Source organism: Mesorhizobium sp. M0659, assembly GCF_040320605.1.
Lineage (GTDB): Bacteria > Pseudomonadota > Alphaproteobacteria > Rhizobiales > Rhizobiaceae > Mesorhizobium.
In genome coordinates this window covers 597,510-624,337 of record NZ_JAMYPY010000001.1, presented here as the reverse complement: position 1 = coordinate 624,337, position 26,828 = coordinate 597,510, and the positions used below count along the sequence as shown (strand labels likewise).

Here is a 26,828-nt window from a genome sequence, read left to right as displayed (position 1 = left end):
TCCGAAATGTCGGCAATCCCGCTCGCCGCCGCCCAGGCCACGACGCCCCGCATGCCAACCTTGCCAAGGCAGTAAGCCAGTGTCAGGCGCAACAGATCGCTCGCCGACCTGACGCCCCGCGGGCGCAGGAACGCCTTCGTCTCGCGGGCACTTCCTGCGATCAACTCTTCGCCGCCCAGAAGCTCAATCGTCTCGGCCCAGCCGTCACCAACAAGCGATTCGTGTGTCATCGCAGTGTAGAATCACACCCGATTCCGCAGGGCAATACCTATCTTAGCGCCTATGCCCGCAAGGGGGGAGATTAGCTCACATCCATCAGTTCTCGGTGAGTTCCGCCGGCGCCGCTCTGTGTACCGGCACCGAGATCGGCGTGACGTGCAGATGCGGCTTCATCGTGCTGTCGGGGCAGCTGTCGCCGATCTTGGTCCATGAGGTGTTGTTGAGCACCAGGTCGCAGCGGGCCATATGGCTCTTGTCTGAAACCGTCAGGCAGGTGACCTGGCCGACCTGGTAGGACTTGCCATTGGCCAGGCACTGCTGGTCGGCAAGTGCTGCTGCAGGGGAGGCCATGGCAAATGCCAGGCCGATCGGGCAAAGGAGGAATCGTAGTGCCATGGAACCCCAGCCGCCATGCTGATCTCTGACTGAATGGCGCGATTGTGGCGATATCAGGGTTTCGGCTGATCAGGCCGGCAGCAGCGCCAGATCGATCGCCACCGGCACGTGGTCGGAAGGTTTTTCCCAGGCGCGCACATGCTTTTCGATCGAGGCCGAGGAAAAGCGGTTGGCCGCTTCGGGCGACAACAGCAGATGGTCGATGCGGATGCCGTTGTTCTTCTGCCAGGCGCCGGCCTGGTAGTCCCAGAAGGTGTAGACGTCGGCCGCATCGGTGACGGCGCGCACCGCCTCTGTAAAGCCGAGATTCTTCAGCCGCCGGAAGGCCTGCCGGGTCTGCGGCTGGAACAGCGCATCGCCAAGCCAGTTCTCGGGGAAGCGCGCATCGACCGGCTCGGGGATGACATTGTAGTCGCCGGCCAGCACCAGCGCCTCCTCCAGAAGCAGCCGCTGCTCGGCCCAGCGATGCAGCCGTTCCATCCAGGCCAGCTTGTAGGGAAACTTCTTCTCGTCATCGACCGGGTTGCCGTTGGGCAGATAGAGCGAGGCGACGCGCAGCGCGCCCTGGTCGGTCGAGAACACGCCCTCGATGAAGCGCGCCTGCTCATCAGTCTCGTCGCCTGGCAGGCCTCTGATAACCTCGTCGAACGGAAGTTTTGACAGCAGGGCGACGCCGTTAAAGCCCTTCTGGCCATGGGTTTCTACGTTGTAGCCAAGCGCCTCGATCTCGGCGCGCGGGAACTGCTCGTCGACCGATTTGATCTCCTGCAGGCAGACGATGTCGGGCTGGCTTTCGCTCAGCCAGTGGGTGAGGTTGCCGATGCGGGCGCGAATGCCGTTTATGTTCCAGGTGACGATTTTCATGGGCGGCCTCAGGGATGTTCGGGCGAAAGACGTTCGACAAGCCCGATCGTATTGCCTGCCGGGTCCTTTAGAAAGGCCATCCACTCGCTTTCCCCCGCCGTTCCGAACGTGCCTTCGGTGTCGTTGTGGACGAGCGCCGGCGGTGCGGTGAAGGGAACGCCGGACGCTTTCGCCTCGGCGTGGAAGGCTTCGAGCCCGGCTATATCGAGATAGACGGTGCCGGCCGGAACGCCATCGGTGAACAGCAACCTGATATCACCGGCCATGATGAAGGCGATGCCCGGCGGATCGTAGCGGGCATGAACGCTGAGGCCGAGCACATCGTGCCAGAAGGCCAGCGTGACGTCGAGGTCGCGCCCGGCCGACAGTGCGACCTGACGGACCGCGCCGACGCCGGACATCTGCCTAGATGGAGAAACTGGTGCCGCAGCCGCAGGAGGCGACTGCATTGGGGTTGCGGATCTGGAACGACTGGCCCATCAGATCGTCGACGAAGTCGATCACCGAGCCGCCCATATAGACCAGCGACAAATCGTCGATCAGCACGGTGGCGCCGTCCTTTTCGATGGCGACGTCGTCGTCATTGCGCGTATCGACCAGGTCGAACTTGTAGGAAAAGCCGGAGCAGCCGCCGCCCTCTACTGAGACGCGCAGCGCCGTCTTGCCGGCCTCGCCAGAGACGATTTTCGCGATCCGCCTGGCGGCGGACTCGGTCATCTCGACTTTCATGGCAGTCTTGGCATCAGCGCCCATGGGCGTCACCTTGCTTTCGGTTTCACATGATAGGTATGAAGCGGGAAGGGGCAAGTCAACTGCGGCGGCATCAGCCATGACAAATGAGCTTGGCGACATTGGGTTCGGCTATCGGCCGCGCGCGGCCTATGCTAGCGACCCAGCCAGGTCGCGCGGGCGGCTCTATGACGAGGTCGAGAGCCCGACTCGCACGCCATTCCAGCGCGACCGCGACCGCATCATCCATTCCACCGCGTTCCGCCGCCTGAAGCACAAGACGCAGGTGTTCGTCGCCCATGAAGGCGACCACTATCGCACCCGGCTGACGCATTCGATCGAGGTCGCGCAGATTGCGCGGGCTCTGGCGCGAGCGCTGCGCGGCGACGAGGATCTGGCCGAGGCGGTCGCCTTGGTGCACGATTTCGGTCACACGCCGTTCGGCCATACCGGCGAGGACGCGCTGAACGAGCGGATGGCCCAATGGGGCGGCTTCGACCACAATGCGCAGTCGCTGCGCGTGGTGACGCGGCTGGAGCGGCGCTATGCCGAGTTCGACGGGCTAAACCTGACCTGGGAAACGCTGGAAGGGCTGGTCAAGCACAATGGGCCGCTGACAGATGCCAAGGGAAAAGGGCTCAAAGGCCCGGTGCCGCAGGCGATCCGCGACTATTCCGAGCTGCACGACCTCGAACTCGACCATTTCGCCGGCATCGAGGCGCAATGTGCTGCGATCGCCGACGATATCGCCTACAACACCCATGACATCGACGACGGCCTGCGCTCCGGCTTCCTGACCTTGGACATGCTGGAAACGGTGGCGCTGCCGGGATCGATCCTGGCAAGCGTGCGCGCGCGCTATCCGGGCCTGGACGATGTGCGCACCGGCCATGAGCTGATGCGCCGGCAGATCACGATGATGGTCGAGGATGTCATTGTTTCCACCACCGCCAATCTTGAGCGCATCAAGCCTGACAGCGCCGAAGCGGTGCGGGCGGCGGGCGAAACGATGGTGACCTTTTCCGCTGACGTGGCCGCGACCGAGAAGGAATTGAAGACCTTTCTCTACAAGCATCTCTACCGGCATGACGAGGTGATGCGCGTTCGCACTGAGGCCGAGCAGATCGTGCGCGACCTGTTCGATGTCTATTTCGCCGATCCGCGCGCCATGCCGGACGGCTGGCGGGAGGGGCTCGACCGGGCGGAGGACCGCATCAAGGCGCGCAGCGTCGCCGATTTCCTGGCGGGGATGACGGATACCTACGCCTTGAAGGAACACCGCCGTCTGTTTGACCATACGCCCGATTTAAGCTAGGGCGGGCGCGATTTGCCGGCCAATGAGCCGGTTCCCCTGCACAGTCCGCCAGAGCAAGACCCATGAACATCTTCGCCGATTTCAGCGCGCGAATCACAAAAGCCGTCGAAGCGCTTGATTTGAAAGACAGTAATGGCGTTTCGCCCGACCTGTCGCGCATCGCCGTCGAGCCGCCGCGCGACGCCAGCCATGGCGATCTCGCCACCAATGCGGCGATGGTACTGGCCAAGCCCACCGGGCAGAACCCGCGCGCGCTGGCCGAGCGGCTGGTGGAAGTGCTGCGCAGCGACGCCGATGTTGCCGAAGCCGACGTCGCCGGTCCCGGCTTCGTCAATCTCCGGCTCAAGGACGCTTTCTGGCAGGCACATCTGACTGCGCTGCTGGGCGAGGGGCAAAACTACGGCCGCTCGACCATTGGTGGCGGCAAGAAGACCAATGTCGAATATGTCTCGGCCAATCCGACCGGGCCGATGCATGTCGGCCATTGCCGGGGCGCGGTTGTCGGCGACACGCTTGCAAATCTGATGGCCTTCGCCGGCTATGACGTCACCAAGGAATACATCATCAACGACGCCGGCGCGCAGATCGACGTGCTCGGGCGTTCGGCCTTCCTGCGCTACCGCGAAGCGCTGGGCGACGACATTGGCGAGATACCGGCCGGTCTCTATCCCGGCGATTACCTTGTGCCGGTCGGTCAGGCGCTGGCTGCCGAATTTGGCCGCAAGCTCTTGCAGATGCCCGACGATGAGTCGCTGGTAATCGTCAAGGACCGCACGATCGACGCCATGATGGTGATGATCCGCGAGGATCTGGCGTTGCTCAATGTCCATCACGACGTTTTCTTCTCCGAGCGCACGCTGCATGCCGACAATGCCAGGAGGATCCGCTCGGCGATCAACGATCTGACGCTGAAGGGCCATATCTACAAGGGCAAGCTGCCGCCGCCCAAGGGCGAGAAGCCGGACGACTGGGAAGACCGCGAGCAGACGCTGTTCCGCTCGACGGCGGTCGGCGACGACATGGACCGGGCGCTGGTCAAGTCCGACGGCTCGTTCACCTATTTCGCCGCCGACGTCGCCTATCTCAAGGACAAGGTCGACCGCGGTTTCGTCGGCCTGATCTATGTGCTGGGCGCCGACCATGGCGGCTACGTCAAGCGGCTGGAAGCGCTGGCGCGGGCGATTGCAGGCGATGATCTGAAGCTGCAACTCACGGTGCTGCTGTGCAATCTGGTGAAGCTGTTTCGCGATGGCGAACCGGTTCGGATGTCGAAGCGGTCGGGCGACTTCGTGACCTTGCGCGAAGCGGTGGAGGAGGTGGGCCGCGATGCTATCCGCTTCATGATGCTCTACCGCAAGAGCGACGCGCCGCTCGACTTCGATTTCGCCAAGGTCACCGAACAGTCCAAGGACAATCCCGTGTTCTACGTGCAGTACGCTTCGGCGCGCTGTCATTCGGTGTTCCGGCAGGCGAGCGAGCAACTGGGCGAGGCCAATTTCGACCGCAACAGCCTGGCCGCGGCCTCGGCGTCGCTCACCGACGAGGGCGAGATCGGCCTGATCCGGAAGCTGGCTGAATATCCAAGGCTGATCGAATCCGCGGCCCTTGCGCTGGAGCCGCACCGGCTGGCATTCTACCTCTACGATCTGGCTTCCACCTTCCATGGACACTGGAATCGGGGCACCGAGAATCCCGACTTACGTTTTGTTAAGGTTAACGACCGACAATTGACTCATGCCAGACTAGGGCTGGTGCAGGCTGTTTCGGATGTTTTGACTTCCGGCCTGACGCTGATTGGGGCTGATGCGCCCACTGAGATGCGTTAGGTTTAACTAAAACACCTGTCACCATTTGCCCACATTGCGCTGGTAAGGGCCAACCCTACGCGACGTCCATGGCGTCCGAATGAGTGCGAGTTCGGGAACAATAATGGCAGACAGAACCCAGCTGAGAGTAGCCGACAACAACGACATCGCCGAAGATGATCCGTTCGCTGAACTGACCAGGATCATGGGTTTCGATCCGCGCCAGCCGGTCAAGCCGCAGGCGCCAGCCGTCGAGACGGCTGCGGACGAGGGCGATTTCGACATCGACCTCGAGAAGGAGTTGATGGGCGAATTCGGCGATGAAGTCGGTTCCATGGAGGCCAGCCAGCCAGCTCCCGAGGTTCACCAGCCTGCCGCTGAACCCTACGACTCTGCTGCCGAGATTCGCGAGCCGGCTTTCGAAACCACCGATGCCGCGATGGACAATGCGCTGGCTGCTTCGCTGGAATATGATTTCGTCTTCGACGATGCCGCCGATCTGGATTTCGGCGCTGCCCCGCAGGCTGCGGCTGCTCCCGTTGAACCCTCGTTTGCCGAACCTTCGTTTGCCGAGCCCGCATTCGACGAAGCTGCATTCGACGATGATTTCGACAATGCCGTCGCCAGCTCGCTGGAAAACGTATCGCCGCTCGAAGACGACCTGCCGATGGATGACGAGCTTGCCGCTTCGCTCGAGCAGGGGTTGCTGCTCGATGACGATGCGACCGTCGCCCATGCCGCAGATGTCGCCCAGGTTGCTGCTGCGACTGCCGACGATCTCGCGTTCGACGATGATTTCGACAATGCCGTCTCGATGTCGCTGGAAGACGAGCTGACGCTGGACGGTCCTGCGCCGGCGCAGGACCAGTATGCCGCGCCAGTAGCCGAGGCGCCGATCCATACCTTCGACGCCGTCGGAGTCGCCGACCACACTGTTGCCGACGAGGATTTTGCGGGTCATTTCGATGACGCGATGGCCGATGTCGACATGGACTTTGCGGCCCAGGATTTTGCAGCTCAGGATTTTGCAGCCCAGGATTTTGCAGCCGAGCATTTCGAGCCGCAGGCTTTCGAGGCTCAGCCTGTTGAGGCCGAGGATCCGGAAGAGAGCGATCTGCAGGTCAGCGCGCCGGTTGAGATGGATGCGCCGGAAGTGGACGAGACGCCGGCCTGGACCGTGGAGGCCAGCCCCTCTCATGAGACTGCGCACGAAGCATTCGACGATTGCGATCTGAGCATCGATGATGCGCTTGCCGATCACGAGCCGGTAGCCGAGACCGCACCCGCTCCGGTTCAGCTAGCTCCGGTCGCACCAGCCTATGTGGCGCCTACCAATATGGCGACCCCGGCCGCTCCGGTCGCTGACGAACGGACGTTGGAAGATGAACTCAACGCGCTGCTTGGCGCCATGACCACACCACGCCCGGCGCCAGTCGCGCCGATTCCGGTCGTCACCGAGCCCACCAGGGCTGCCGCCATCGAGCCCACCAGGACTTATGAGCCGGTTGCCCCGGTACAGCGGTCCGTCGCGACGCCAGTCGCTCCGGTCGATAATCTCGAGTGGGACCTGGACGAACACGCGCCGGCTCCTCAGGAGGCCCAGGCAAACGATTCCGATTTCGACGATCTGCTTGCCGGCGAACTTGAGAGCCATGAGCCCGAGATCGAGTTCAATGATCACGCCTTCGATGCGGCGCTCGCCAAGGGCATCGATCTCGGTAAGGACACGGCAGCACCGGTCGCTGGCGATTGGCGCTCGACGCCGCCGGAGCCGGCGCGTTCGTGGAGCCGCGTGACTCCCACCCCGGCCCCGCCTTCCTTTGCAGCGCAGCCGCAACCTTCTTTTGCAGCGCAGCCGCAAGCTTCTTTTGCAGAAAAGCCGTCCACGCCGCCAACAGCAGCGCCAACCTATCGCGACCAGTCGGTTGCAGCTGCTGCCTATGTGGCGCCGACGCCATCGCGCCAGGCGCCGCCTCACGCCGAGATGCCGGATGTCGAGACGATCGATGTGCCCGAGCGTGTGGTGGCGATTGCCGACGACCTCGACATTCCAGAACTCAGCTTCGAGCAAGACGAGCCGGCCGCCTATGACGACATCGACGCCGAATTCGCCGGCATGCTCAACGAGATGAACGCGGTGGAAGTGGCATCGCCCACTGCCGCACGCAGTGCCGGCTATGATGACGATTCCTACAGTTCCGGCTTCAGCTCGGGCCACGAGCTCGACCAGCGCGCCTATGCAGCGCGGCCAGCCGAAGTGCTTGCAGCCACGCAAGCTCACCACGCCGATGCCGCTGGCGGCTTTGACATGGACGATCTGCCCGGCAGTCAGCCGGTTTCGCAGGCCGACGATTTCGCGGTCGATGAACTCGACTACGATCCGGATCTGGACGAGGCGATGGCGGTGCCGGGCCTCGCCGAGCAGGAAGCCGCACGGCCGCGCAGGAGCGGCCTGCTGGTCGCGGGGGTCGTTGCTGCGGTGGCGATTGCCGGCGGTCTTGGCGCCTTCGCCTTGTCGTACGGCGGCAAGGGCGGCAGCGATGCGCCGGTCATTGTCAAAGCCGACAACAGGCCGATCAAGGTCAAGCCCGAAAATCCGGGCGGCGCCGTGGTGCCGAACCAGGACAACAAGGTTTATGATGCGGTCGCCAAGGGCACCAAGCCGGCCGAGCCGGTTCAGGAGAAGCTGGTCACCAACACCGAAGAGCCGGTCGATGTGAAGGCGCAGGAGCCTGAAAGCCGCGTCGTCGATCTGTCGCCCGACGATACCGGCGCTGCCCCAGGCCCCGACGCTGCCGGCAACCCCGAAGCTGCCGGCAACCCCGACGCGGCTGTCGCGCCGGCGCCAAAGTCCGAGGACCGCATCGCGCAGGTGCTGCAGGAAGCCGACAAGAACCCCGATACCGTCGCCGTTGCCCCGCGCAAGGTTCGGACCATGGTGGTCAAGCCCGACGGCTCGTTGGTGGCCCGCGAGGACTCGACGCCGGCCGCGCCGCAGGTTGCGGCGACTGAGCCGCTTGACCCGGCGCCGCAGCACGTCGCCCCTTCGGCCGATGCCGAGCAGACCGGCACCGTGGCGCCTGTCGATCAGGCAGATAGCGACCAGGCAAGTGCCGAGACCGCCAAGCCGGTGAAGCCGGCGGCTGCGCCGAAGGCTGAGACCCAGTCCGCCAACACGCCGCAGACGGTTGCCGTGGCGCCGCAGCGCCCGTCCGACCAGCCGGTCGACGTGGTCGGCGAGGTCAAGCCCGACCAGGTTGCCTCCATTCCGGCGACGGCTTCGACATCGGGCGGTTCGTGGTCGATGCAGATCGCTTCGCAGCCGACGGTCGAAAGCGCCCAGGCCAACTACGCCGACCTGCAGCGCCGCTATGGAAATGTGCTCGCCGGTCGCACCGCCAACATCGTCAAGGCGGAGATCGCCGGCAAGGGCACCTTCTACCGTGTCCGGGTGCCTGCGCAGTCGCGCAACGATGCGATCAATCTGTGCACCAGCTACAAGGCTGCCGGCGGCAACTGCTTCGTGTCGCGGTAAGGCCGGATCCAACTATCAGAGCCGGCGCGTTCCCAAGGGTCGCGCCGGCTTTTTCATGTGGATGGGCGAGAGGTTGAGGCGCTTGCCGTCCGGGGAGATTCCCTTTGGCGGCGCGAAGCCCTAAACTGGCGGAATGACCGAATCAAAATCCATGATCCTCGGCTGTGCCGGGAAATCGCTGACCCGCGAAGAAATCCGTTTCTATCGCAATGAATGCCCGTGGGGCTTCATCCTGTTTGCCCGCAACATCGGCGAAACGGAGCAGATCCGCGATCTGGTTGCCGAAATGCGCGACTGTATCGGGCGCCCCGATGCGCTGGTGTTCATCGACCAGGAAGGTGGCCGGGTGCAGCGCCTGCGGCCGCCGCTGGCGCCGAACTATCCCGCCGGCGGCGCGCTCGGCGCATTGTGGCGCAAGGACCATGATGCCGGCACCCGGGCTGCCTGGCTGATGGCGCGGCTGCACGCCTTCGACCTGTTGCGCTACGGTATCTCGGCCGATTGCCTGCCGGTGCTGGACGTGCCGATCGAGGGCGCCAGCGACGTCATCGGCGCGCGCGCCTATGGCAAGGAGCCGCGCCCGGTCATCGAACTCGGCCGCGCGGCAGCGGAAGGGCTGATGTCGGGCGGCGTGCTGCCGGTCATGAAGCACATTCCGGGCCATGGGCGCGCCTTTGCCGACACGCATTTCGAACTGCCTGTGGTCGATGCCTCGCTGAGCGACCTGCAGCGGCATGATTTCGCCCCGTTCCGCGAGCTTAGCCATCTGCCGATGGCGATGACGGCGCATGTCGTCTACAGCGCCATCGATCCGAACAACCCGGCGACCACGTCGGGCAAGGTCATCGACGAGATCATCCGCCGCGAGATCGGCTTCGACGGGCTGTTGATGAGCGACGACACCTCGATGAAGGCACTTTCTGGGGATTTCCCGACAAAGGCGGCCTCGATCCTTGCGGCGGGCTGCGATCTGGTCCTTCACTGCAATGGCGTTTTCGAGGAGATGGCGGGCATCGCATCGCGAACCACGGGACTTGAAGGGACGTCGCTGGAGCGCGCCAAGCGGGCGCTGACCTATATAAGGGATCGCGACCGGGCCGACGAAACCGAGATACGCGCCGAGTTTGCCACCTATTTCGACGCGGTGGCCTAGAGACGGATGATTTCAGGTCTGTTCGACCTGAAATCTGAATCCGTCTCTAAATTAGATAGAGAGAGCATGATGTCGTCCGAAAACCGCTTCACACGTTTCGGCATCATGCTCTAACCAGAGGTAAGGAACAAGTGGCGGAGACATTGGACAGCAAGGCTGCGAAGGCCGCACCGATGGACCGTCTGTGGGCCGAGAACGACGATTCACGGGTCACCGGCGACCCGTCGCTTGTCGTCGACGTCGCCGGGTTCGAAGGTCCGCTCGACCTCTTGCTGCATCTCGCCCGCAACCAAAAGGTCGATCTGTCGCGGATTTCCATCTTGGCGCTGGTCGAGCAATATCTGACCTTCGTCGAGACGGCGAGGGCGCTGAGGCTTGAGCTTGCCGCCGACTACCTGGTGATGGCGGCGTGGCTGGCCTTCCTCAAGTCGAAGCTCCTCATCCCCAAGCAGCCCGGCGAGGAAGGCGAAAGCGGCGAGGAACTGGCCGCGGTGCTGCAGTTCCGGCTGAAGCGTCTGGAGGCCATGCGCGACGCCTCGGCAAGGCTGGTCAACCGCAACCGGCTCGGCCGCGACGTGTTTGCACGCGGGATGCCTGAAATGGTCATCGTCGAGAAGCGTAACGCCTATTCGGCCTCGCTCTACGATTTGCTCACCGCCTATGCGCAGCAGCGCCAGAAACAGGCGATCACCAATGTGACAATTGCCCGGCGTGGCGTGTGGTCGCTCAAGGATGCGCGCGATATCCTGACCCGGCTGATCGGCTCGCTGCGCGACTGGACGGCGCTGGACAGCTATCTGATCAATTACCTGACCAGCCCGGACGAACGGCGTACCGCGATTGCCAGCTCGTTTGCGGCGTCGCTGGAACTGGTGCGCGAAGGCAGCATCGAGATGCGGCAGGACCAGGTGTTCGCGCCGCTCTATCTGCGCGGCCGCGCGCAGCCAATCAAGGCAGTCGAGGTGGCATCATGAGCGAACGCGCCAACGCTTCGGTCATTCCGTTCAAGGTCGAAGAAGAGACCGAGGAGGGCATTGTCGCCCAGGATCCGACTGATACCCTGCTTCTGAATCCTGGCGAACGGCTGCATATGGCCGAAGCCATACGCATGGCCGAGGCGATCGTGTTCGCCAGCGCCGAGCCGGTCAGCGAAAAGCAGCTCGCAGCCAGATTGCCCGACGGCATCAGCATAGCCGCTGCCATGGCTGAGCTGCAGCAGATCTATGCGCGGCGCGGCGTCAATCTGGTCCGGGTCGGCGATGCCTGGGCGTTCCGTACCGCCGGCGATCTCGCCTTCCTGATGAGCCGCGACACGGTGCAGCAGCGCAAGCTGTCGCGCGCGGCGCTCGAAGTGCTGGCGATCATCGCCTACCACCAGCCGGTGACGCGCGCCGAGATCGAGGACATCAGAGGCGTCGAGACCTCGAAGGGCACGCTGGATACGCTGCTCGAAACGGAATGGGTGCGCATGCGCGGCCGCCGCCGCACGCCCGGCCGTCCCGTCACCTACGGCACGACAGACACTTTCCTCGACCATTTCGCACTGGAGGAGATCCGCGATCTTCCCGGGATGGACGAACTGAAGGGGGCAGGGCTGCTCTCCGGCCGCATGCCGTCGAATTTCGCCATCCCGTTGCCGCCGGCCGATCCGGACGCGCTGACCGAGGACGAGGATGCGTTGACCGACATCGATCTCGAGGAACTCGGCCTGCTGACGCCGCGCGTCACGGAAGATTGACCGCAAGCCGCTGTCAAAAAGCTGCATTGCTGCGGTAGATGCGCCGATTGGTAGCGGGCAGCTTTGCCGAAAATGCGTGACATAAGCCGCGCCTTCATAAACTTTGTCGCTGTTGTGTTTGAATCCCAACGCGAAAACGCATAGATCATCGCCAGGGAAAACATTCGAGAGAGAGTTACAATGGGTTCATTTTCGATTTGGCACTGGATGATCGTGCTGGTGATCGTGCTGCTGGTGTTCGGCCGCGGCAAGATACCCGAGTTGATGGGCGACATGGCCAAGGGCATCAAGAGCTTCAAGAAGGGCATGGCCGACGACGATACCGCCGAAGACAAGCGCACCGTCGAGCACCGCCCGGACGAGACCGTTTCGGCAGTGAAGGAAAAGGCCAGCAAGAGCTGAGCCGAAGGTTGTTGCTTTTGTGCAAGTCGTTGTCCCAAAACCGCTTCGCACTTTTGGGCGACAAGCACTAGTCGGAACTGATTGCCATGTTTGAAGTCGGCTGGACCGAAATGCTGGTGATCGCGATCGTCATGATCGTGGTCGTCGGACCCAAGGATTTGCCCAATATGCTGCGCACCTTCGGCCGCACGACGGCGAAGCTGCGTGCCATGGCCTCCGACTTCCAGAAGCAGTTCAACGAGGCGTTGAAGGAAGCCGAGCTCGACGACGTCAAGAAGTCTGTCGATACGCTGCGCGGCCTCAATCCGGCGGCCGAGATTCGCAAGCAGCTCAATCCGTTCGAACAGGCGGCAGCCGAGGTTCGCTCCGGCGTCGATGCGGTGATGAAGCCGAAGCCCGCCGTCGACCCCTCAACGCCCGCGGCAGAAACACCACAGCCGGCCGAGCCGCTCAAGAACGGCGCGACGGTGATGCCGGGTGTCAACGGACCGGAAACAGCGCCGGCGGCGCCGATTCTTCCGGCGATGACCGATCAGGCGGTGGTGACACCGGGTGCAGCAACAGCAGCGCCACGAAACGCGCGCGCCAAGGGGGCTGCGATATCAAAGGCCCCGGCAACCAAAACAGCGGCAGCCAAGGCAGCACCGGCAAAGCCGGCGCCTGCGGCGAAGGTTGCGGCCAAGCCGTCAGCGGCGCCCGCCAAGGCTGCACCTGGAAAAGCCGCCACCAAGCCCGCTGCTGCACCGAAGGCAGTCGCAAAGGCTGAGCCGAAGCTTGCGCCGGCCACGAAGCCCGCGTCCAAGAAGACGGCGGGGGCCGCCAAGTGAGCATTACGGATAGCGAAAAGGACGAGATCGAGAAGTCGTCGGCTCCGCTGATGGAGCATCTGATCGAACTGCGCCGGCGGCTGATCTGGTCGATCGGCGGTTTCTTCGTCGCCTTCCTCGTCTGCTTCTTCTTTGCCAAGAAGCTGTTCAATCTTTTGGTCGTTCCGTTCAAGTGGGCCACGCAGTGGGCCGGGCTCGATCCGCACAAGGTCGAGCTGATCTATACGGCGCCGCAGGAATTCTTCTTCACCCAGGTCAAGCTCGCCATGTTCGGCGGCATGGTCATCGCCTTTCCGCTGATCGCCACGCAGATCTACAAATTCATCGCGCCAGGCCTCTACAAGAACGAACGCAACGCCTTCCTGCCGTTCCTTATCGCATCGCCGATCCTGTTCCTGATGGGAGCGTCGCTGGTCTATTTCTTCTTCACGCCGATGGTGATGTGGTTCTTCCTCGCCATGCAGCAGGCCGGCACCGACGACCAGGTGCAGATTTCGCTGCTGCCGAAAGTGTCGGAATATCTCAGCCTGATCATGACGCTGATCTTCTCCTTCGGCCTGGTGTTCCAGCTGCCGGTGGTGACCAGCCTGATGACGCGCGTCGGCATGCTGTCGTCGAAGGCGCTGGCCGAGAAGCGCAAATGGGCGATCGTCATCGCCTTCGTCGTCGCGGCGGTGCTGACGCCGCCTGATCCGATGAGCCAGATCGGTTTGGCCATCCCGACCATCCTGCTCTACGAGGTGTCGATCTGGGCGGCCCGGCTGATCGAGCGCGATCAGGTCAAGCAGAAGCTGGCGCGCGAGAAGCAGGAAGCCGCCGAAGCCGTGGCCGAAAAGGCGGCGGACGCGTCCTCAAAGCAGGCTCGTTCATAGGCTGTCGCGTTCGGGTATCCGCGTTAGCGGAAAAACGCGACAGCCGCCATCTTGCATCGATGAAGGATGCGGTTTACGCCCTCAGGCCTTAGCTCGAGGACGACCAACCATGCTTGATATCAAATGGATTCGCGACAACCCGAAGGCCCTTGTCGAGGCGCTGGCCAAGCGCTCGTGGTCGGCTGACGAGGCGCAGTCCACGGTCGATGAGCTGATCAAGAAGGACGAAGCGCGGCGCGAGCACGTCACCGAGCTGCAGACCAAGCAGGAACGCCGCAACGCCGCCTCGAAGGAGATCGGCAACGCCATGCGTTCGGGCGACACGGCACTTGCCGAAAAGCTCAAGGCCGAAGTCGGCGATATCAAGACCTTCATCCAGAATGGCGAGGCGCGCGAGCGCGAGCTCGACAAGACGCTGAACGATGCGCTGGCGGTGCTGCCGAATGTGCCGCTCGACGACGTGCCGGTCGGCAAGGACGAGCACGACAATGTCGTCAAGCATATCGTCGGCGAGGTGCCGACCCGGCCGAACTGGGTGAAGGAGCATTTCGAGATCGGCGAAGCGCTCGGCATGATGGATTTCGAGCGGGCGGCAAAGCTGTCGGGATCACGCTTCACCGTGCTGAAGAGCGGGCTGGCGCGGATGGAGCGCGCCATCGGCCAGTTCATGCTCGATCTGCACACGACCGAGCATGGCTATGAAGAAGTCATCCCGCCACTGATGGTGCGCGACGAAGTGCTTTTCGGGACCAACCAGCTGCCGAAATTCGAGGACGACCTGTTCTTCGTGCAGCATGGCGATGGCCGGCTCGGGTTGATTCCAACCGCCGAGGTCCCGCTCACCAACCTGGTGCGCGAAGAAATCACGGCCCATGAAAAGCTGCCGCTGCGCTATACGGCGCTGACGCCGTGCTTCCGCTCGGAAGCGGGCTCCGCCGGCCGCGATACGCGCGGCATGTTGCGCCAGCACCAGTTCTACAAGGTCGAGCTGGTCTCGGTCACCGACCAGGAGTCTTCGCTCGCCGAGCACGAGCGGATGACGCAGTGCGCGGAAGAGGTGCTGAAGCGACTGGAGCTGCCGTTCCGCACCATGGTCCTGTGCACGGGCGACATGGGGTTTGGCGCGCGCAAGACTTACGACATCGAGGTCTGGCTGCCCGGCCAGAACGCCTATCGCGAAATCTCGTCCTGCTCGGTCTGCGGCGACTTCCAGGCCAGGCGCATGGATGCCCGCTACAAGGACCGGGATGGCAAGGGCAACCGCTTTGTGCACACGCTGAACGGTTCGGGCACCGCTGTCGGCCGTGCGCTGATTGCCGTCATCGAAAACTACCAGAATGAGGATGGCAGCGTAACCATTCCTGAAGTGCTGCGGCCTTATATGGGCGGTCTGGCGAAGATCGAATCGAAGTAATGCGCATCCTTCTGACCAATGATGACGGCATCCATGCCGAGGGCCTGGCGTCGCTCGAACGCATCGCCCGCACGCTGTCGGACGATGTCTGGGTCGTGGCGCCGGAGCAGGACCAGTCCGGCTACGCGCACTCGCTGTCGATCTCGGAGCCGCTCCGGCTGCGCAAGATCGGCGAGAAACACTACGCCGTGCGCGGCACGCCGACCGACTGCGTCATCATGGGCGTCAAGAAGATCCTGCCTGGCGCGCCGGACCTGATCCTGTCCGGTGTCAATTCCGGCGCCAACATCGCTGACGACGTCACCTATTCCGGCACCGTCGCCGGCGCCATGGAAGGCGCGCTGCTCGGCATCCGCTCGATCGCACTCAGCCAGGGTTATTCCTATGTCGGCGAGGACCGCGTCGTTCCCTACGAGACCACCGAAGCGCTGGCGCCGGCGCTGCTGAAAAGGCTCGTCGCCATGCCGCTGCCGGACGGCGTGCTGCTCAACGTCAACTTTCCCAACTGCCTGCCTGACGAGGTTGCCGGCACCGTCGTGACGTCGCAGGGCAAGCTGGTGCACAGCCTTTGGGTCGACGAGCGCCGCGACGGGCGCGGCCTGCCTTATTACTGGCTGCGCTTCGGCCGCGAGCCGGTCGAGGGCAAGCAGGGCACCGATCTCCATGCTCTGCGCAACCGGCTCGTGTCTGTGACGCCGCTGCAGCTTGACCTCACCGCGCATAAAATCCGTGACCAACTGACCAAGGCGCTGTCTGAATAAGGTGTTCGCATGAAGAAGGTTCTGGCATGAACTTGCCGCTCGACGATCGCGAGGGTTTTGCCGCTTTCCTGCTGCGCCTGCGCGGCCAAGGCGCGGTGCCGAAGGCGCTGATCGCAGCCTTCGAGGCGACGCCGCGGCGCGGCTTCCTCAACGGCCAGTTCCATTCCATCGCCTGGTCGGACGGCATGCTGCCGATCGAATGCGGCGAGGCGATCGAGGGCGCCGATCTGCAGGCGGCGGTGATTGCGGCCCTGGCAATAGAGCCCGGCAACCGGGTGCTGGAGATCGGCACCGGCTCGGGCTACACGGCAGCGGTGATGTCGCGGCTCGCGGCGCGCATCGTCAGCGTCGACCGCTACAAAACGCTGGCCGAGCAGGCCAGGCAACGCTTCGAGGCGCTCGGCATCGGCAATGTCATCGTGCGCCAGGCCGACGGTTCCAACGGGCTTGCCAATGAAGCGCCGTTCGACCGGATCGTAGCCTGGGCGGCTTTCGACAGCCTGCCGCGCTTCCTGCTCGACCAATTGTCGAGCGGCGGCATCGTCATTGCCCCGATCGGGCCGGAGGAGGGCGAGCAGGTGCTGGCCAAGCTGACCAAGGTCGGCAGCCGCTTCGAGCGCGAGGATATCGGCACCGTGCGCCTGCAGCCGATCCTGCGCAGCGTTGCGGCGGTTATCTGAATTCTGCCTGTCACGCGCTTCGAAGGTAAGCCGAAGCCGATCGTTTCGTCATCCACGGGCGAAGCAAGGAGCGTAGCGACGCAGCGCAGACCCGAGGATCCATGCCGCGCCATCAAGGCGTAGCTACGGCGCAGAATTCTGCTCTGCTGCATTCTTCGGCCAATGTCACGGAATGGATCCCAGGGTCTCCGCGACGGCGCTTCGCGCCTGCTTCGCCCAGGGATGACGACGTTGGTGAAGGCGCCTTACAAAATGTTTTAAGAAAATTTGCGTCTGATTCTATGGGGTTAACCCCCCAGTAACATTAACGCGCTTTAATCATGACCAGTGTGTACCGGGTCTGTGCGGGTTAGTGCGATGCAATTCAGTGTTTTGAAGGCAAACGGGCGTACTCTGTCGCGAGGCTGCGCTGTCCTCATGCTAGCCGGAGTGGCGGCGGGGTGTAGCTCCCAAGTCTCGCGGTTCAATGGTGTCGACGACGTCTTCACCTCCTCGACCAACAATCAGCGCGCCATCATCGACAAGCAGAGCACTGCGCAGCCCTATCCGGGCGATGTGGCGGCCGAGCCGATCGCTGCGGCACCTGTCGATGGCAGCCATAACCAGTCGGTCAGCCGCTCCAGCCTGGAGCCGGTCACCGTCCAGCAGCTGCCGCCGCCGAGCGCGCCCAAAGCTGCTCCGATGCGCACCGCTTCCGCGCCGGCGCTTGCACCGGCACCGCATGTCGACAGAACGACTACCGGCACCGTCCAGCCGGCGAGGCCGTTCAAGAATGCCGGTGACTCCGATCCGAAACCAGTTGCGGCTGGTACGCCGCATGCGACCGAGATCGTGGTCAGCGACGGCGAGACCATTTCCGGCATCGCTCATCGCTATCATGTGCCCGCCGACGTGATCATGAAGGTCAACGGCTTGAGCGCTACCAAGGGGCTGAAGACCGGTCAGAAACTGGTCATCCCGGCCTATGCCTATTCAAGCAAGGGGACAGAGCCGAAACTTGCCGACGGCAAGCCGGCAAACAGCCCCAAGGCGCCGGCGCCGGAGAAGATCGCCGTACTGCCGCAGCAGCCGAAACTCAAGGACGGCAAGTCCGCCGCGCAGGTTGACGCTTCGGCAGCGAACAAGCCGAAGACCGACAAGCCGGCGCAGACTGCCTCGGCCGCGCCAAAAGCCGGCGCGGGCACCTACACGGTCCAGTCGGGCGACAGCCTGTCCTCCATCGCCAGGAAGACCGGCGTTGGCGTCGTGGCGCTGAAGCAGGCGAACGGCATGCAGGACGGCCTGCTCAAGATCGGCCAGACGCTGAAGGTTCCGGCAGGTGGCACCGCAACGGTCGCCAGCGCCAAGCCGGCCAAAGTTGATCCGGTGACGACCGCGACCACCCAACCGGCGGCAAAGCCGACGGAGACGCTCGCCACCTACACGCCGCCGAAGAAGGACGCCAAGGTCATCCAGCAGGCCGAGGACGACGATGCTGTTGCGCCCGATGCCACCGGCATCGGCAAGATGCGTTGGCCGGTGCGTGGCCGCGTCATCTCCAATTTTGGTGGCGGCAAGGATGGCGTCGACATCGCCGTGCCTGAGGGGACGCCGGTCAAGGCGGCCGAGAACGGCGTGGTCATCTATGCCGGCGACGGCCTCAAGGAATTCGGCAATACGGTGCTGGTGCGCCACGAAAACGGGCTGGTCACCGTCTATGGCCACGCCAGTTCGATCGAGGTGCAGCGCGGCCAGAAGGTCAAGCGCGGCCAGGAGATCGCGCTGTCGGGCATGAGCGGGACCACCGACTCGCCGAAACTGCACTTCGAAGTGCGCAAGAACTCGGCCCCGGTCGACCCCTCTGGTTATCTCGAATAGAACAATAAACGTTTTGCAGGCCGTCTGACCTCCAGTCCGGCCCGCCGGCTCAGCCCGCTCCGCAAGGGGCGGGCTTTTTCAGTGACCTGACGCAAATCAATCAGTCGTTCAGCGGCTTGCCGAGCCGGCCGGCCAGATCCTGGGTGAACTGCCATGCGACGCGGCCCGAGCGGCTGCCGCGTGTCGTTGCCCATTCCAGGGCGTCGGCGCGCAGCTGCTCCGGGTCGATGGTAAGCCCGTGATGGCTGGCATAGCCGTTGACCATGTCGAGATATTCGTCCTGCGAGCACTTGTGGAAGCCGAGCCACAGGCCGAAACGGTCGGACAGTGAAACCTTTTCCTCGACCGCCTCGGACGGGTTGATGGCGGTCGAGCGCTCATTGTCGATCATGTCGCGCGGCAACAGGTGCCGGCGGTTCGACGTGGCGTAGAAGATGACATTGGCCGGGCGGCCCTCGACGCCGCCTTCAAGGGCTGCCTTCAGCGACTTGTAGGAGGTGTCGTCATGGTCGAAGGAGAGGTCGTCGCAAAACAGGATGAAGCGAAACGGCGCCGCCTTCAGCAGGCCCATCAGCCTGGGCAGCGTGTCGATATCCTCGCGATGGATCTCGATCAGCTTGAGCGGCAGGTCGGATTTGGCCTGGGCGTTGATCTGCGCATGCACGGCCTTGACCAGCGAGGATTTGCCCATGCCGCGCGCACCCCACAACAACACATTGTTGGCGGCATGGCCGGCGGCGAAGCGTTCCGTGTTTTCGACCAGAATGTCGCGCACGCGGTCGACGCCGCGGATCAGGCCGATGTCGACGCGGTTGACCTTGCGCACCGGCTCGAGATAGCCGGGGTCGGCCTGCCAGACGAAGCAATCGGCAACCGCAAGATCGGTTTGCGGCACCGGCGGCGGGGCGAGGCGGGTGACCGCCTCGATCAGGCGGTCGAGCTTTTGGTTCAGGGCCTCGATGGTGCTGTCGGTCATGTCTCGTCTTTTATGTTTCCGCACGAACGTGCGTAGGGGCCGAAATCGTCTTGATCCGGGCGAGATAGAAACTGGTTCCAAGCTTTTGTTTGGGCATGATCTTTTGCGAAAACCACGCCCGTATTCCGGGAGCATGCTCTAACACGGGTCAACCGGCCGGAAAAGCAGCTGAAAGCCCGGCCGCGCAGTTGCATTGGTAACTTTACCCACTATATTCCGGCCAAATTTGGCGAGGCCGCCCTACGGCCTTCTTCGTAACCAGGAGTTCTTGATGTTCGTCACACCGGCATACGCCCAAGCTACCGGAACTCCGCTTGGTCCGTTCGGGGATATCGGCATGATACTCCCGTTCGTTCTGATCTTCGTGATCATGTATTTCCTCATCATCCGGCCGCAGCGCGCCCAGTTGAAGAAGCGCCAGGAGATGATCTCGGCCGTGCGCCGTGGCGACACGGTCATCACCGGCGGCGGCTTCGTCGGCAAGGTGACCAAGGTGATCGACGACAATGAGCTTGAGATCGACCTTGGCGGCGGCACCAAGGTGACGGCGCTGCGCTCGACGATCGCCGATGTTCGGGTCAAGGGCGAGCCGGTGGCCAACCAGAACGCCAAGAAGTAAGCCAGTTTCCCAAGCGGAGCGATCCGCGGGCAGAGCTCTGACAAAAGACGGCGTATGGTCCATTTTTCGCGCCTGAAAATGATCCTGATCTGGCTTGCTATGGCCACAATGCTCGTCGACGCGCCCAGTCTTCACGCTGCCGGCGCGGACGTGCTGCTTCGATTGGACGCGACCGATGTGATCGATCGCCGGTTGGAGGCGACGCGTGACGAAATCAGGACGCTGCTGCGCGATGCAAGGATCGGCTATACTGGTCTTGCTAAGTCGGGTCGGGCCGTTCAGGTGCATATCACCGACGCCGCTCAGGTCGGCGCGGCCAAGATGGCATTGGAGGCGGTGACTGATCCTGTCCTTGGCAGCGCTGGTCCGGTCCAGGAAGTGATCCTGGATGATACCGGAGCAGCGTTGCTCAAGTTAACGGTAACAGACACAGGTATCAAGTATCGGATGTCGATCGCGCTTGCGCAGTCGATCGTGGTCATTAAGAATCGCCTGCGTGATCTTGGTGTAGCCGACCCAGTAGTGCGGCCAGAGGGCGAAGACGGTATGCTGGTCCGGACCTCGGGCGTTGCGGATTTGCAAAGGCTGAGGAGAATTCTCACCCGAACCGGAATGCTGACTTTTCAGTGGGTTGATGAGTCGATGCCGGTCGCTGATGCGATCAATGGCCGGACGCCCGCTGGCTCGGTGGTGGTTTATTCGAAGGACGATCCACCGGTTCCCTATCTGGTTGAGAGCCGAACGATCGTTTCCAGTGACGACATTGTCAATGCTCAGGCGACTCCCAACTCCGTCACAAATGAGCCGGCGGTTTCGTTCACCTTCGATTCCAGGGCAACGGCACGCGTTGCGCAGGCGACCTCGCAGAATGTCGGCAAGCTATTTGCGATGATCCTCGACAACCAAGTGCTTTCGGTGCCAGTCGTCCGCGAGCCAATTCTTAACGGCCGCGGCCAGATATCGGGCAACCTTACAAAGGAGAACGCCGATGATCTGGCCTTGCTTTTGCGTTCCGGACCGATGCCTGCACAATTGAAAATAGTCGAGTAGCGCACGATAGCGCCCGGCGGTGATCAGAATTAGAATGGAACCGACAGAGGCGATTGACGCCGAAACCGCTGCCGGCGGCAGCGCCAAATTGACCTCAGCGCGCTCGACAATCGGCGAAGTGCGGGTTAAGGGCGAGCCGGTGGCAAATAAGAACGCCAAGAAATAACCGAATTGTCGGCGGAACGATCCGCCAGTACGCCCTGACGGACAACGCCATATGCTGTATTTTTCGCGCCTGAAGATGATCCTGATCTGGATCGCCGTGGCCGTCACATTCATCCTTGCCGCGCCAAATCTCTTCCCGGCCAGCACATTGGCGCAATTGCCCAACTGGGTGCCGAAGCGGCAGATGACGCTTGGTCTCGATCTGCAGGGCGGTTCGCACATCCTCTTGCAGATGGACCAGAACGACCTGGTCAAGGCGCAGCTGGAAACGACGCGCGACGAGATCCGCACGCTGCTGCGCGATGCCAAGGTGGGCTATACCGGCCTTGGCGGCACCGGCAGGACCGTACAAGTGCGCATCACCGATCCAACCCAGATCGATGCCGCCAAGGCGGCGCTTAAGCCGCTGACCGATCCGGTCGCCGCCGGCCTGTTCACCGGTGGCTCCATCCAGGAGATGTCCCTGGATGATTCCGAAGCCGGGCTGCTCAAATTCACCGTCACCGACGCCGGCATCAAATACCGCACCTCGGCCGCATTGGCGCAGTCGATCGAAGTCGTCGAGCGTCGCGTCAACGAACTCGGCACCACCGAGCCGATCGTGCAGCGCCAGGGCGACGATCGTGTGCTCGTCCAGGTGCCGGGCCTGCAGGATCCGCAAAGGCTGAAGGAGATCATCGGCCAGACCGCCAAGATGACCTTCCAGATGGTCGATACCTCGATGTCGGTGCAGGATGCGCTGAACGGCCGCCCGCCAGCAGGCTCCTCGGTGCTTTATTCGCAGGACGATCCGCCGGTTCCGTATCTGGTGGAAAATCGCGTCATCGTGTCCGGCGAGGATCTTGCCAAGGCCACCGCAACTTATGATTCCCGAAACAACGAGCCAGTGGTTTCGTTCGTCTTCAACTCGCGCGGTGCGACACGGTTCGGCCAGGCGACCCAGCAGAATGTCGGCAAGCCGTTCGCCATCATCCTCGACAATCAGGTGATTTCGGCGCCGGTGATCCGCGAACCGATCCTCGGCGGCAGCGGCCAGATTTCAGGCAATTTCACCGCCGAAAGCGCCAACGACCTCGCCGTGCTGCTGCGCGCCGGTGCGTTGCCGGCAAAGCTGACCGTGATCGAAGAACGCACGGTGGGCCCGGGCCTCGGCCAGGATTCGATCCATGCCGGCAAGGTCGCCGGCATCATCGGCTCCATTCTCGTCGTCGCATTCATGTTCGTCGCGTACGGACTTCTCGGCTTCCTCGCCAACATTGCGCTCGCCGTGCACGTGGCGATGATCGTCGGGGTTTTGTCGCTGCTTGGCGCGACGCTGACCTTGCCCGGCATTGCCGGTATCGTGCTGACCATCGGCATGGCGGTCGATTCCAACGTGCTGATCTATGAGCGCATCCGCGAGGAGCGACGGGCCGGCCGTTCGGTCATCCAGTCGATCGACACCGGCTTCACCAAGGCGTTGGCGACCATCGTGGATTCCAACGTGACGTCGCTGATTGCCACGGTCGTGCTGTTCTATCTCGGCACCGGACCGGTGAAGGGCTTCGCCATCACCTATGCCATCGGCATCCTGACCACGGTGTTCACCGCCTTCACCTTCACCCGTCTGCTGGTGTCGATCTGGCTGCGCCGCGCGCGTCCGAAGGAATTGCCGCGTGCGCCGGTGACCTTCGTTCCGGCCGGCACGAAAATCCCGTTCATGGGCATCCGCCGCTGGACCTTCGCACTGTCCAGCCTGCTGTCTGTCCTCTCGGTCGTGCTGTTCATGACCGTCGACATCAATTACGGCATCGACTTCAAGGGCGGCTCGATCATCGAGGTGCAGTCCAAGCAAGGCGACGCCGATATTGGCGATATCAGAAGCCGGCTGTCGGAGCTAAACATCGGTGAAGTGCAGGTCCAGCAATTCGGCGCGCCGAACGACGTGCTGATCCGCGTCGGCACCCAGGATGGCGGCGAGAACGCCGAGCAGACCGTCATCGACAAGGTGCGCGGCGAGCTCCAGGACAATTACGATTTCCGCCGCGTCGAGGTGGTGGGTCCCACCGTTTCGGGCGAGTTGGCCAAGCAAGGCACGATCGCCATGATCATCGCGCTGATCGGCATCCTGGTCTATGTCTGGTTCCGCTTCGAATGGCAGTTCGCGGTCGGCGCGATCGTGGCGACGGTGCACGATGTGGTGATGACGCTGGGCTTCTTCGTCATCACCGGGCTCGAATTCAACCAGTCTTCGCTGGCGGCGATCCTGACCATTATCGGCTATTCACTCAACGACACGATCGTCGTCTATGACCGTGTTCGAGAAGATTTGCGAAAATACAAACGAATGCCGCTCCCGCAATTGTTGAACAACGCCATCAACGAGACTCTGTCGAGAACGACGCTGACTTCGGTGACGACCATCCTGGCGCTGCTGGCCCTGGTGTTGTTCGGCGGCGAGGTGATCCGCTCGTTCACCATGGCGATGCTGTTCGGCGTCGTCTTCGGTACCTATTCGTCGATCTTCATCGCAGCGCCCTTGCTGATCCTGTTCAGGCTCAGGCCGCAGGGAGCGAGCGCCGATGAGGAGAAGCCGGTTGGTGGCGGCAAGGCCATGGCGACCTGACGGCTGCGCTGGTGGCAAAAGGTATCGTCATCCGCGAGGCGCATTTCCCCGGACGGGCGCCGATCGAAGCCTACGGCAATGGCGGCTTTCGCTTCGCCGACATGTCGCATCGCGGCTCGCTTCTTTGCCTGCCCTCCGGCATCCATGGCTGGGAGCCGGCCGATCCGCTGGCCCTGACGGCGGCGGATTTCGACCTGCTGCTGGCCGAGGCCGGCAAGGTCGAGATCCTGCTGGTCGGCACAGGCAAGGATTTGCGGCCCTTGCCGGCAGCACTTCGGGCGGCGCTGAAGGCGGCTGGCATTGGCTCCGACCCGATGTCGACGGGGGCAGCGGTGCGGACCTACAATGTGCTGCTTGCCGAAGACCGCGCCGTGGCCGCGGCGCTCATCGCCGTCGACTGACGTGACCGATACAGCTGACATCGTCATGGAGGCGGTGCGCGCCGGCGACCATGACCGCTATGTCAGCGCACTCTATGCACCGGCCGACAAGCGCGCGGCGCTGTTTTCGCTTTACGCCTTCAATGCCGAGATCGCCTCTGTCCGCGACCGCATCCACGAGGCATTGCCGGGCGAAGTGAGGCTGCAATGGTGGCGCGATGTCATCGCTGCTGAAGCCGCGGCCACAGGCAACCCGCTCGCCGATGCGCTGAAGGCGACGATTTCTGCCCATGGCCTGCCGAAAGCGGCCTTCGACAACATGCTCGAGGCGCGCATCTTCGACCTCTATGACGATCCGATGCCGTCGCGCACCGATCTCGAGGGCTATTGCGGCGAGACGGCGGCCGCGCTGATCCAGCTGGCGGCGATGGTGCTCGATCCCAATGAGGCGCCGCGCTTTGCCGAACTGGCGGGCAGGGCCGGCTGCGCCCAGGCGATGACCGGCCTGTTGCTGCTGTTGTCGCTGCACCGCCGGCGCGGGCAATGCTTCGTGCCGGCGGATATCCTTGCAGCGGTAGGCTCATCGCCGGAGGAGTTCGTCAGCGGCGACGGCGGCCCCGGCGCTCAGCGCGCGGTGGCTGCGATGATTGCATTGGCGCAGGAGCATCTCCGCGCTTTCGAGCAAGGGGCGTCCGCACTTCCGGAAGCGCTGCGTCCGGCGTTCCTGCCGCTGGCGCTGACCAGCGCCTATCTCGGCAAGATGGCCAATGGCCGCTCGCCGCTTGGTGGCGCAGCCCGGCTTTCGGCTCTGCGCCGGCATTGGCTGTTGCTCAGGCGCGCAACGCGGGGATGGCCAGCGAGTTGACGTAAACGTCAATCGCGTTAGGACTCTGAGACTTGGCTACTCAGCAGCTTCCGCTGTTTGCGCCGGCAGCCCTAGCCACTCCCGACACTCTGCCCGCGCGCGTGAGGTGATCGCGTGGCGCTTGGCCACCGTCTTGTCCTTGCCGCGCAGGCGTTTGCCTTCGGTCTTCGGTGCTTCCACCGGCGGGAAAAGGCCGAAATTGACGTTCATCGGCTGGAACGAGCGTTTGCCCGGCTCGTCGTCTGAGACGATGTGGCCGCCGGTGATGTGGTTGAGCAGCGCGCCGAAGGCGGTGGTGAGCGGTGGCAGCGATGGCGCGTGGCCGAGCCGCTCGGCGGCGGCGAAGCGGCCGGCGAGCAGGCCGATCGCCGCGCTCTCGACATAGCCCTCGCAGCCGGTGATCTGGCCGGCAAAGCGCAGGCCCGGCCGCGACTTCAGCTGCAGCGAGGCGTCGAGCAAGGTCGGCGAGTTGATGTAGGTGTTGCGGTGCAGGCCGCCGAGACGGGCGAACTCGGCGTTTTCCAGACCCGGAATGGTGCGGAACACGCGCACCTGCTCGGCATGCTTCAGCTTGGTCTGGAAACCGACCATGTTGTAGAGCGTGCCCAGCGCATTGTCCTGACGCAGCTGCACCACGGCATAGGCTTTTACCGTCGGATTGTGGGCATTGGTCAGCCCCATCGGCTTCATCGGCCCGTAGCGCAGCGTCTCAACGCCGCGCTCGGCCATGATCTCGATCGGCAGGCAGCCGTCGAAATAGGGCGTGCCTTCCCACTGCTTGAATTCGGTCTTCTGGCCGTCGACCAGCGCCTGTACGAAGGCGAGATACTGGTCCTTGTCCATCGGGCAATTGATGTAGTCCTTGCCGGTGCCGCCGGGCCCAACCTTGTCGTAGCGCGACTGGAACCAGCAAATGTCCATGTCGATCGTGTCGAAATGGATGATCGGGGCGATGGCGTCGAAGAAGGCCAGCGCGTCGGCGCCGGTTGCCTCGGCGATCGACTGGGCGAGCGACGGCGCGGTCAACGGGCCGGTGGCGATGATCGCCTGGTCCCATTCCGTTGGCGGCAGGCCCGGCACTTCCTCCCGCTCGATGGTGATCAGCGGGTGCGCTTCGAGCCTTTTCGTCACCGCGTCGGAGAAGCCGTCGCGATCGACGGCCAGCGCGCCGCCGGCCGGCACCTGGTTGGCGTCGCCGGCACTCATGATCAGCGAGCCGGCCAACCGCATTTCGGCATGCAGCAGGCCGACGGCATTGTTCTCGGCATCGTCGGAGCGGAAGGAATTGGAACAGACAAGTTCGGCAAGCCCATCGGTCTTGTGCGCATCGGTGCCGCGCACCGGGCGCATCTCATGCAGGACGACGGGAACGCCGGCTTGCGCTGCCTGCCATGCGGCTTCGGAGCCGGCGAGGCCGCCGCCGACGACGTGGATAGGATTTTTGCTCATGAGCGCCGGAATAATCGCTTGGCGCGCCGTTTGCAATTGGCCGGTGCGAGCGTGGGTCATTGTCGTGCAGCGACGGAGCTCGACTTTCTTATGTCCGCGGCGACGGTCTGATGGCGGCGTAAAGCGCCTCGATCGACTGCATGCGCAATTGA

24 protein-coding genes and 1 pseudogene are annotated in these 26,828 nt (G+C 63.3%); 18 read left to right on the top strand and 7 right to left on the bottom strand.

Translation table 11 applies throughout. The annotated features are described in order from the left end of the window. The 5 genes and pseudogenes from NKI31_RS03160 to erpA all read right to left on the bottom strand — a co-directional run. Positions 1-230: pseudogene (locus NKI31_RS03160) on the bottom strand (hypothetical protein); the annotation flags it as partial. A gap of 85 nt (positions 231-315) precedes the next feature. Next, positions 316-615 carry a hypothetical protein gene (locus NKI31_RS03155; RefSeq protein ID WP_352625646.1) on the bottom strand — a complete coding sequence of 100 codons (300 nt, stop codon included), beginning with the start codon at positions 613-615 and terminating at the stop codon, positions 316-318. A 69-nt stretch (positions 616-684) separates the two neighbouring features. Further along, the gene (gene xth, locus NKI31_RS03150; protein WP_023688213.1) at positions 685-1,479 is read right to left on the bottom strand and encodes an exodeoxyribonuclease III; all 795 of its coding nucleotides are present in this window, start codon (positions 1,477-1,479) and stop codon (positions 685-687) included. Positions 1,480-1,487: 8 nt separating this feature from the next. After that, the gene (locus tag NKI31_RS03145) at positions 1,488-1,880 is read right to left on the bottom strand and encodes a VOC family protein (RefSeq protein WP_023681658.1); all 393 of its coding nucleotides are present in this window, start codon (positions 1,878-1,880) and stop codon (positions 1,488-1,490) included. Between the two features lie 4 nt (positions 1,881-1,884). Beyond that, entirely contained in the window at positions 1,885-2,232 is a 348-nt protein-coding gene (gene erpA / locus NKI31_RS03140; protein ID WP_027050337.1) for an iron-sulfur cluster insertion protein ErpA, read from the bottom strand. 76 nt (positions 2,233-2,308) lie between these two features. Between erpA and NKI31_RS03135 the strand changes: the two genes are divergently transcribed. The 13 genes from NKI31_RS03135 to NKI31_RS03075 all read left to right on the top strand — a co-directional run bounded on the left by NKI31_RS03135 (position 2,309) and on the right by NKI31_RS03075 (position 18,567). After that, a complete protein-coding gene (locus tag NKI31_RS03135; protein WP_023716245.1) occupies positions 2,309-3,523 on the top strand; it encodes a deoxyguanosinetriphosphate triphosphohydrolase in 1,215 nt (404 codons plus the stop codon). A gap of 62 nt (positions 3,524-3,585) precedes the next feature. Continuing rightward, entirely contained in the window at positions 3,586-5,349 is a 1,764-nt protein-coding gene (gene argS, locus NKI31_RS03130) for an arginine--tRNA ligase (RefSeq protein WP_023739016.1), read from the top strand. A gap of 103 nt (positions 5,350-5,452) precedes the next feature. Next, the gene (locus tag NKI31_RS03125; protein ID WP_352650340.1) at positions 5,453-8,863 is read left to right on the top strand and encodes an SPOR domain-containing protein; all 3,411 of its coding nucleotides are present in this window, start codon (positions 5,453-5,455) and stop codon (positions 8,861-8,863) included. A gap of 133 nt (positions 8,864-8,996) precedes the next feature. Beyond that, entirely contained in the window at positions 8,997-10,016 is a 1,020-nt protein-coding gene (gene nagZ, locus NKI31_RS03120) for a beta-N-acetylhexosaminidase (RefSeq protein WP_023681654.1), read from the top strand. A 173-nt stretch (positions 10,017-10,189) separates the two neighbouring features. Beyond that, positions 10,190-10,990, top strand: a complete 801-nt coding sequence (locus NKI31_RS03115) for a segregation and condensation protein A (RefSeq protein ID WP_023667690.1) — start codon at positions 10,190-10,192, stop codon at positions 10,988-10,990. Beyond that, the gene (gene scpB / locus NKI31_RS03110) at positions 10,987-11,754 is read left to right on the top strand and encodes an SMC-Scp complex subunit ScpB (protein WP_023707870.1); all 768 of its coding nucleotides are present in this window, start codon (positions 10,987-10,989) and stop codon (positions 11,752-11,754) included. The genes NKI31_RS03115 and scpB overlap by 4 nt, the downstream gene beginning before the upstream one ends. A gap of 180 nt (positions 11,755-11,934) precedes the next feature. Then, a complete protein-coding gene (locus NKI31_RS03105; RefSeq protein WP_023681650.1) occupies positions 11,935-12,156 on the top strand; it encodes a twin-arginine translocase TatA/TatE family subunit in 222 nt (73 codons plus the stop codon). An 86-nt stretch (positions 12,157-12,242) separates the two neighbouring features. Further along, positions 12,243-12,983 carry a Sec-independent protein translocase protein TatB gene (tatB, locus tag NKI31_RS03100; RefSeq protein ID WP_023739014.1) on the top strand — a complete coding sequence of 247 codons (741 nt, stop codon included), beginning with the start codon at positions 12,243-12,245 and terminating at the stop codon, positions 12,981-12,983. Next, positions 12,980-13,855: a twin-arginine translocase subunit TatC gene (gene tatC, locus NKI31_RS03095; protein WP_023667686.1), complete on the top strand. Its 876-nt coding sequence runs from the start codon at positions 12,980-12,982 to the stop codon at positions 13,853-13,855. Before tatB ends, tatC begins: the two co-directional genes overlap by 4 nt. A gap of 109 nt (positions 13,856-13,964) precedes the next feature. Continuing rightward, positions 13,965-15,269 carry a serine--tRNA ligase gene (serS, locus tag NKI31_RS03090; protein WP_023667685.1) on the top strand — a complete coding sequence of 435 codons (1,305 nt, stop codon included), beginning with the start codon at positions 13,965-13,967 and terminating at the stop codon, positions 15,267-15,269. Beyond that, complete coding sequence (surE, locus tag NKI31_RS03085; protein WP_023739013.1) at positions 15,269-16,030, top strand: 5'/3'-nucleotidase SurE; 762 nt, start codon at positions 15,269-15,271, stop codon at positions 16,028-16,030. Before serS ends, surE begins: the two co-directional genes overlap by 1 nt. Before the next feature lie 26 nt (positions 16,031-16,056). Further along, positions 16,057-16,710 (top strand): protein-L-isoaspartate(D-aspartate) O-methyltransferase, encoded by a 654-nt coding sequence (locus NKI31_RS03080; protein WP_023667683.1) that lies wholly within the window; start codon positions 16,057-16,059, stop codon positions 16,708-16,710. Positions 16,711-17,067: 357 nt separating this feature from the next. Beyond that, a complete protein-coding gene (locus NKI31_RS03075) occupies positions 17,068-18,567 on the top strand; it encodes a peptidoglycan DD-metalloendopeptidase family protein (RefSeq protein ID WP_352514101.1) in 1,500 nt (499 codons plus the stop codon). A gap of 100 nt (positions 18,568-18,667) precedes the next feature. On the opposite strand, the gene NKI31_RS03070 is transcribed toward NKI31_RS03075, so the two are convergent. After that, entirely contained in the window at positions 18,668-19,543 is an 876-nt protein-coding gene (locus NKI31_RS03070; protein WP_352650337.1) for an ATP-binding protein, read from the bottom strand. Positions 19,544-19,814: 271 nt separating this feature from the next. On the opposite strand from NKI31_RS03070, the gene yajC reads away from it, so the two are divergent. The 5 genes from yajC to NKI31_RS03045 all read left to right on the top strand — a co-directional run bounded on the left by yajC (position 19,815) and on the right by NKI31_RS03045 (position 25,227). Beyond that, positions 19,815-20,162 carry a preprotein translocase subunit YajC gene (gene yajC, locus NKI31_RS03065; protein WP_023667680.1) on the top strand — a complete coding sequence of 116 codons (348 nt, stop codon included), beginning with the start codon at positions 19,815-19,817 and terminating at the stop codon, positions 20,160-20,162. Between the two features lie 54 nt (positions 20,163-20,216). Next, a complete protein-coding gene (locus NKI31_RS03060) occupies positions 20,217-21,212 on the top strand; it encodes a SecDF P1 head subdomain-containing protein (RefSeq protein ID WP_352650335.1) in 996 nt (331 codons plus the stop codon). Positions 21,213-21,429: 217 nt separating this feature from the next. Continuing rightward, complete coding sequence (gene secDF, locus NKI31_RS03055; RefSeq protein WP_023705998.1) at positions 21,430-23,982, top strand: protein translocase subunit SecDF; 2,553 nt, start codon at positions 21,430-21,432, stop codon at positions 23,980-23,982. 11 nt (positions 23,983-23,993) lie between these two features. Beyond that, positions 23,994-24,383, top strand: coding sequence for an Mth938-like domain-containing protein (locus NKI31_RS03050; protein WP_023705997.1), 390 nt, complete (start codon positions 23,994-23,996; stop codon positions 24,381-24,383). A 25-nt stretch (positions 24,384-24,408) separates the two neighbouring features. Beyond that, on the top strand, positions 24,409-25,227 hold the full coding sequence (locus NKI31_RS03045; protein WP_502899090.1) for a phytoene/squalene synthase family protein: 819 nt from the start codon (positions 24,409-24,411) through the stop codon (positions 25,225-25,227). 36 nt (positions 25,228-25,263) lie between these two features. Here NKI31_RS03045 and trmFO read toward each other — a convergent pair whose 3' ends face one another. Next, positions 25,264-26,676, bottom strand: coding sequence for a methylenetetrahydrofolate--tRNA-(uracil(54)-C(5))-methyltransferase (FADH(2)-oxidizing) TrmFO (trmFO, locus tag NKI31_RS03040; protein WP_023716239.1), 1,413 nt, complete (start codon positions 26,674-26,676; stop codon positions 25,264-25,266). Positions 26,677-26,828 lie beyond the last annotated feature (152 nt).

What these genes read in the sequence shown, in the direction of transcription:
- NKI31_RS03155 (WP_352625646.1), bottom strand. Translation starts at nt 615, where the DNA reads ATGGCACTACGATTCCTCCTTTGCCCGATCGGCCTGGCATTTGCCATG.
- xth (WP_023688213.1), bottom strand. Translation starts at nt 1,479, where the DNA reads ATGAAAATCGTCACCTGGAACATAAACGGCATTCGCGCCCGCATCGGC.
- NKI31_RS03145 (WP_023681658.1), bottom strand. Translation starts at nt 1,880, where the DNA reads ATGTCCGGCGTCGGCGCGGTCCGTCAGGTCGCACTGTCGGCCGGGCGC.
- erpA (WP_027050337.1), bottom strand. Translation starts at nt 2,232, where the DNA reads ATGGGCGCTGATGCCAAGACTGCCATGAAAGTCGAGATGACCGAGTCC.
- NKI31_RS03135 (WP_023716245.1), top strand. Translation starts at nt 2,309, where the DNA reads ATGACAAATGAGCTTGGCGACATTGGGTTCGGCTATCGGCCGCGCGCG.
- argS (WP_023739016.1), top strand. Translation starts at nt 3,586, where the DNA reads ATGAACATCTTCGCCGATTTCAGCGCGCGAATCACAAAAGCCGTCGAA.
- NKI31_RS03125 (WP_352650340.1), top strand. Translation starts at nt 5,453, where the DNA reads ATGGCAGACAGAACCCAGCTGAGAGTAGCCGACAACAACGACATCGCC.
- nagZ (WP_023681654.1), top strand. Translation starts at nt 8,997, where the DNA reads ATGACCGAATCAAAATCCATGATCCTCGGCTGTGCCGGGAAATCGCTG.
- NKI31_RS03115 (WP_023667690.1), top strand. Translation starts at nt 10,190, where the DNA reads ATGGACCGTCTGTGGGCCGAGAACGACGATTCACGGGTCACCGGCGAC.
- scpB (WP_023707870.1), top strand. Translation starts at nt 10,987, where the DNA reads ATGAGCGAACGCGCCAACGCTTCGGTCATTCCGTTCAAGGTCGAAGAA.
- NKI31_RS03105 (WP_023681650.1), top strand. Translation starts at nt 11,935, where the DNA reads ATGGGTTCATTTTCGATTTGGCACTGGATGATCGTGCTGGTGATCGTG.
- tatB (WP_023739014.1), top strand. Translation starts at nt 12,243, where the DNA reads ATGTTTGAAGTCGGCTGGACCGAAATGCTGGTGATCGCGATCGTCATG.
- serS (WP_023667685.1), top strand. Translation starts at nt 13,965, where the DNA reads ATGCTTGATATCAAATGGATTCGCGACAACCCGAAGGCCCTTGTCGAG.
- surE (WP_023739013.1), top strand. Translation starts at nt 15,269, where the DNA reads ATGCGCATCCTTCTGACCAATGATGACGGCATCCATGCCGAGGGCCTG.
- NKI31_RS03080 (WP_023667683.1), top strand. Translation starts at nt 16,057, where the DNA reads ATGAACTTGCCGCTCGACGATCGCGAGGGTTTTGCCGCTTTCCTGCTG.
- NKI31_RS03075 (WP_352514101.1), top strand. Translation starts at nt 17,068, where the DNA reads ATGCAATTCAGTGTTTTGAAGGCAAACGGGCGTACTCTGTCGCGAGGC.
- NKI31_RS03070 (WP_352650337.1), bottom strand. Translation starts at nt 19,543, where the DNA reads ATGACCGACAGCACCATCGAGGCCCTGAACCAAAAGCTCGACCGCCTG.
- yajC (WP_023667680.1), top strand. Translation starts at nt 19,815, where the DNA reads ATGTTCGTCACACCGGCATACGCCCAAGCTACCGGAACTCCGCTTGGT.
- NKI31_RS03060 (WP_352650335.1), top strand. Translation starts at nt 20,217, where the DNA reads ATGGTCCATTTTTCGCGCCTGAAAATGATCCTGATCTGGCTTGCTATG.
- secDF (WP_023705998.1), top strand. Translation starts at nt 21,430, where the DNA reads ATGCTGTATTTTTCGCGCCTGAAGATGATCCTGATCTGGATCGCCGTG.
- NKI31_RS03045 (WP_502899090.1), top strand. Translation starts at nt 24,409, where the DNA reads ATGGAGGCGGTGCGCGCCGGCGACCATGACCGCTATGTCAGCGCACTC.
- trmFO (WP_023716239.1), bottom strand. Translation starts at nt 26,676, where the DNA reads ATGAGCAAAAATCCTATCCACGTCGTCGGCGGCGGCCTCGCCGGCTCC.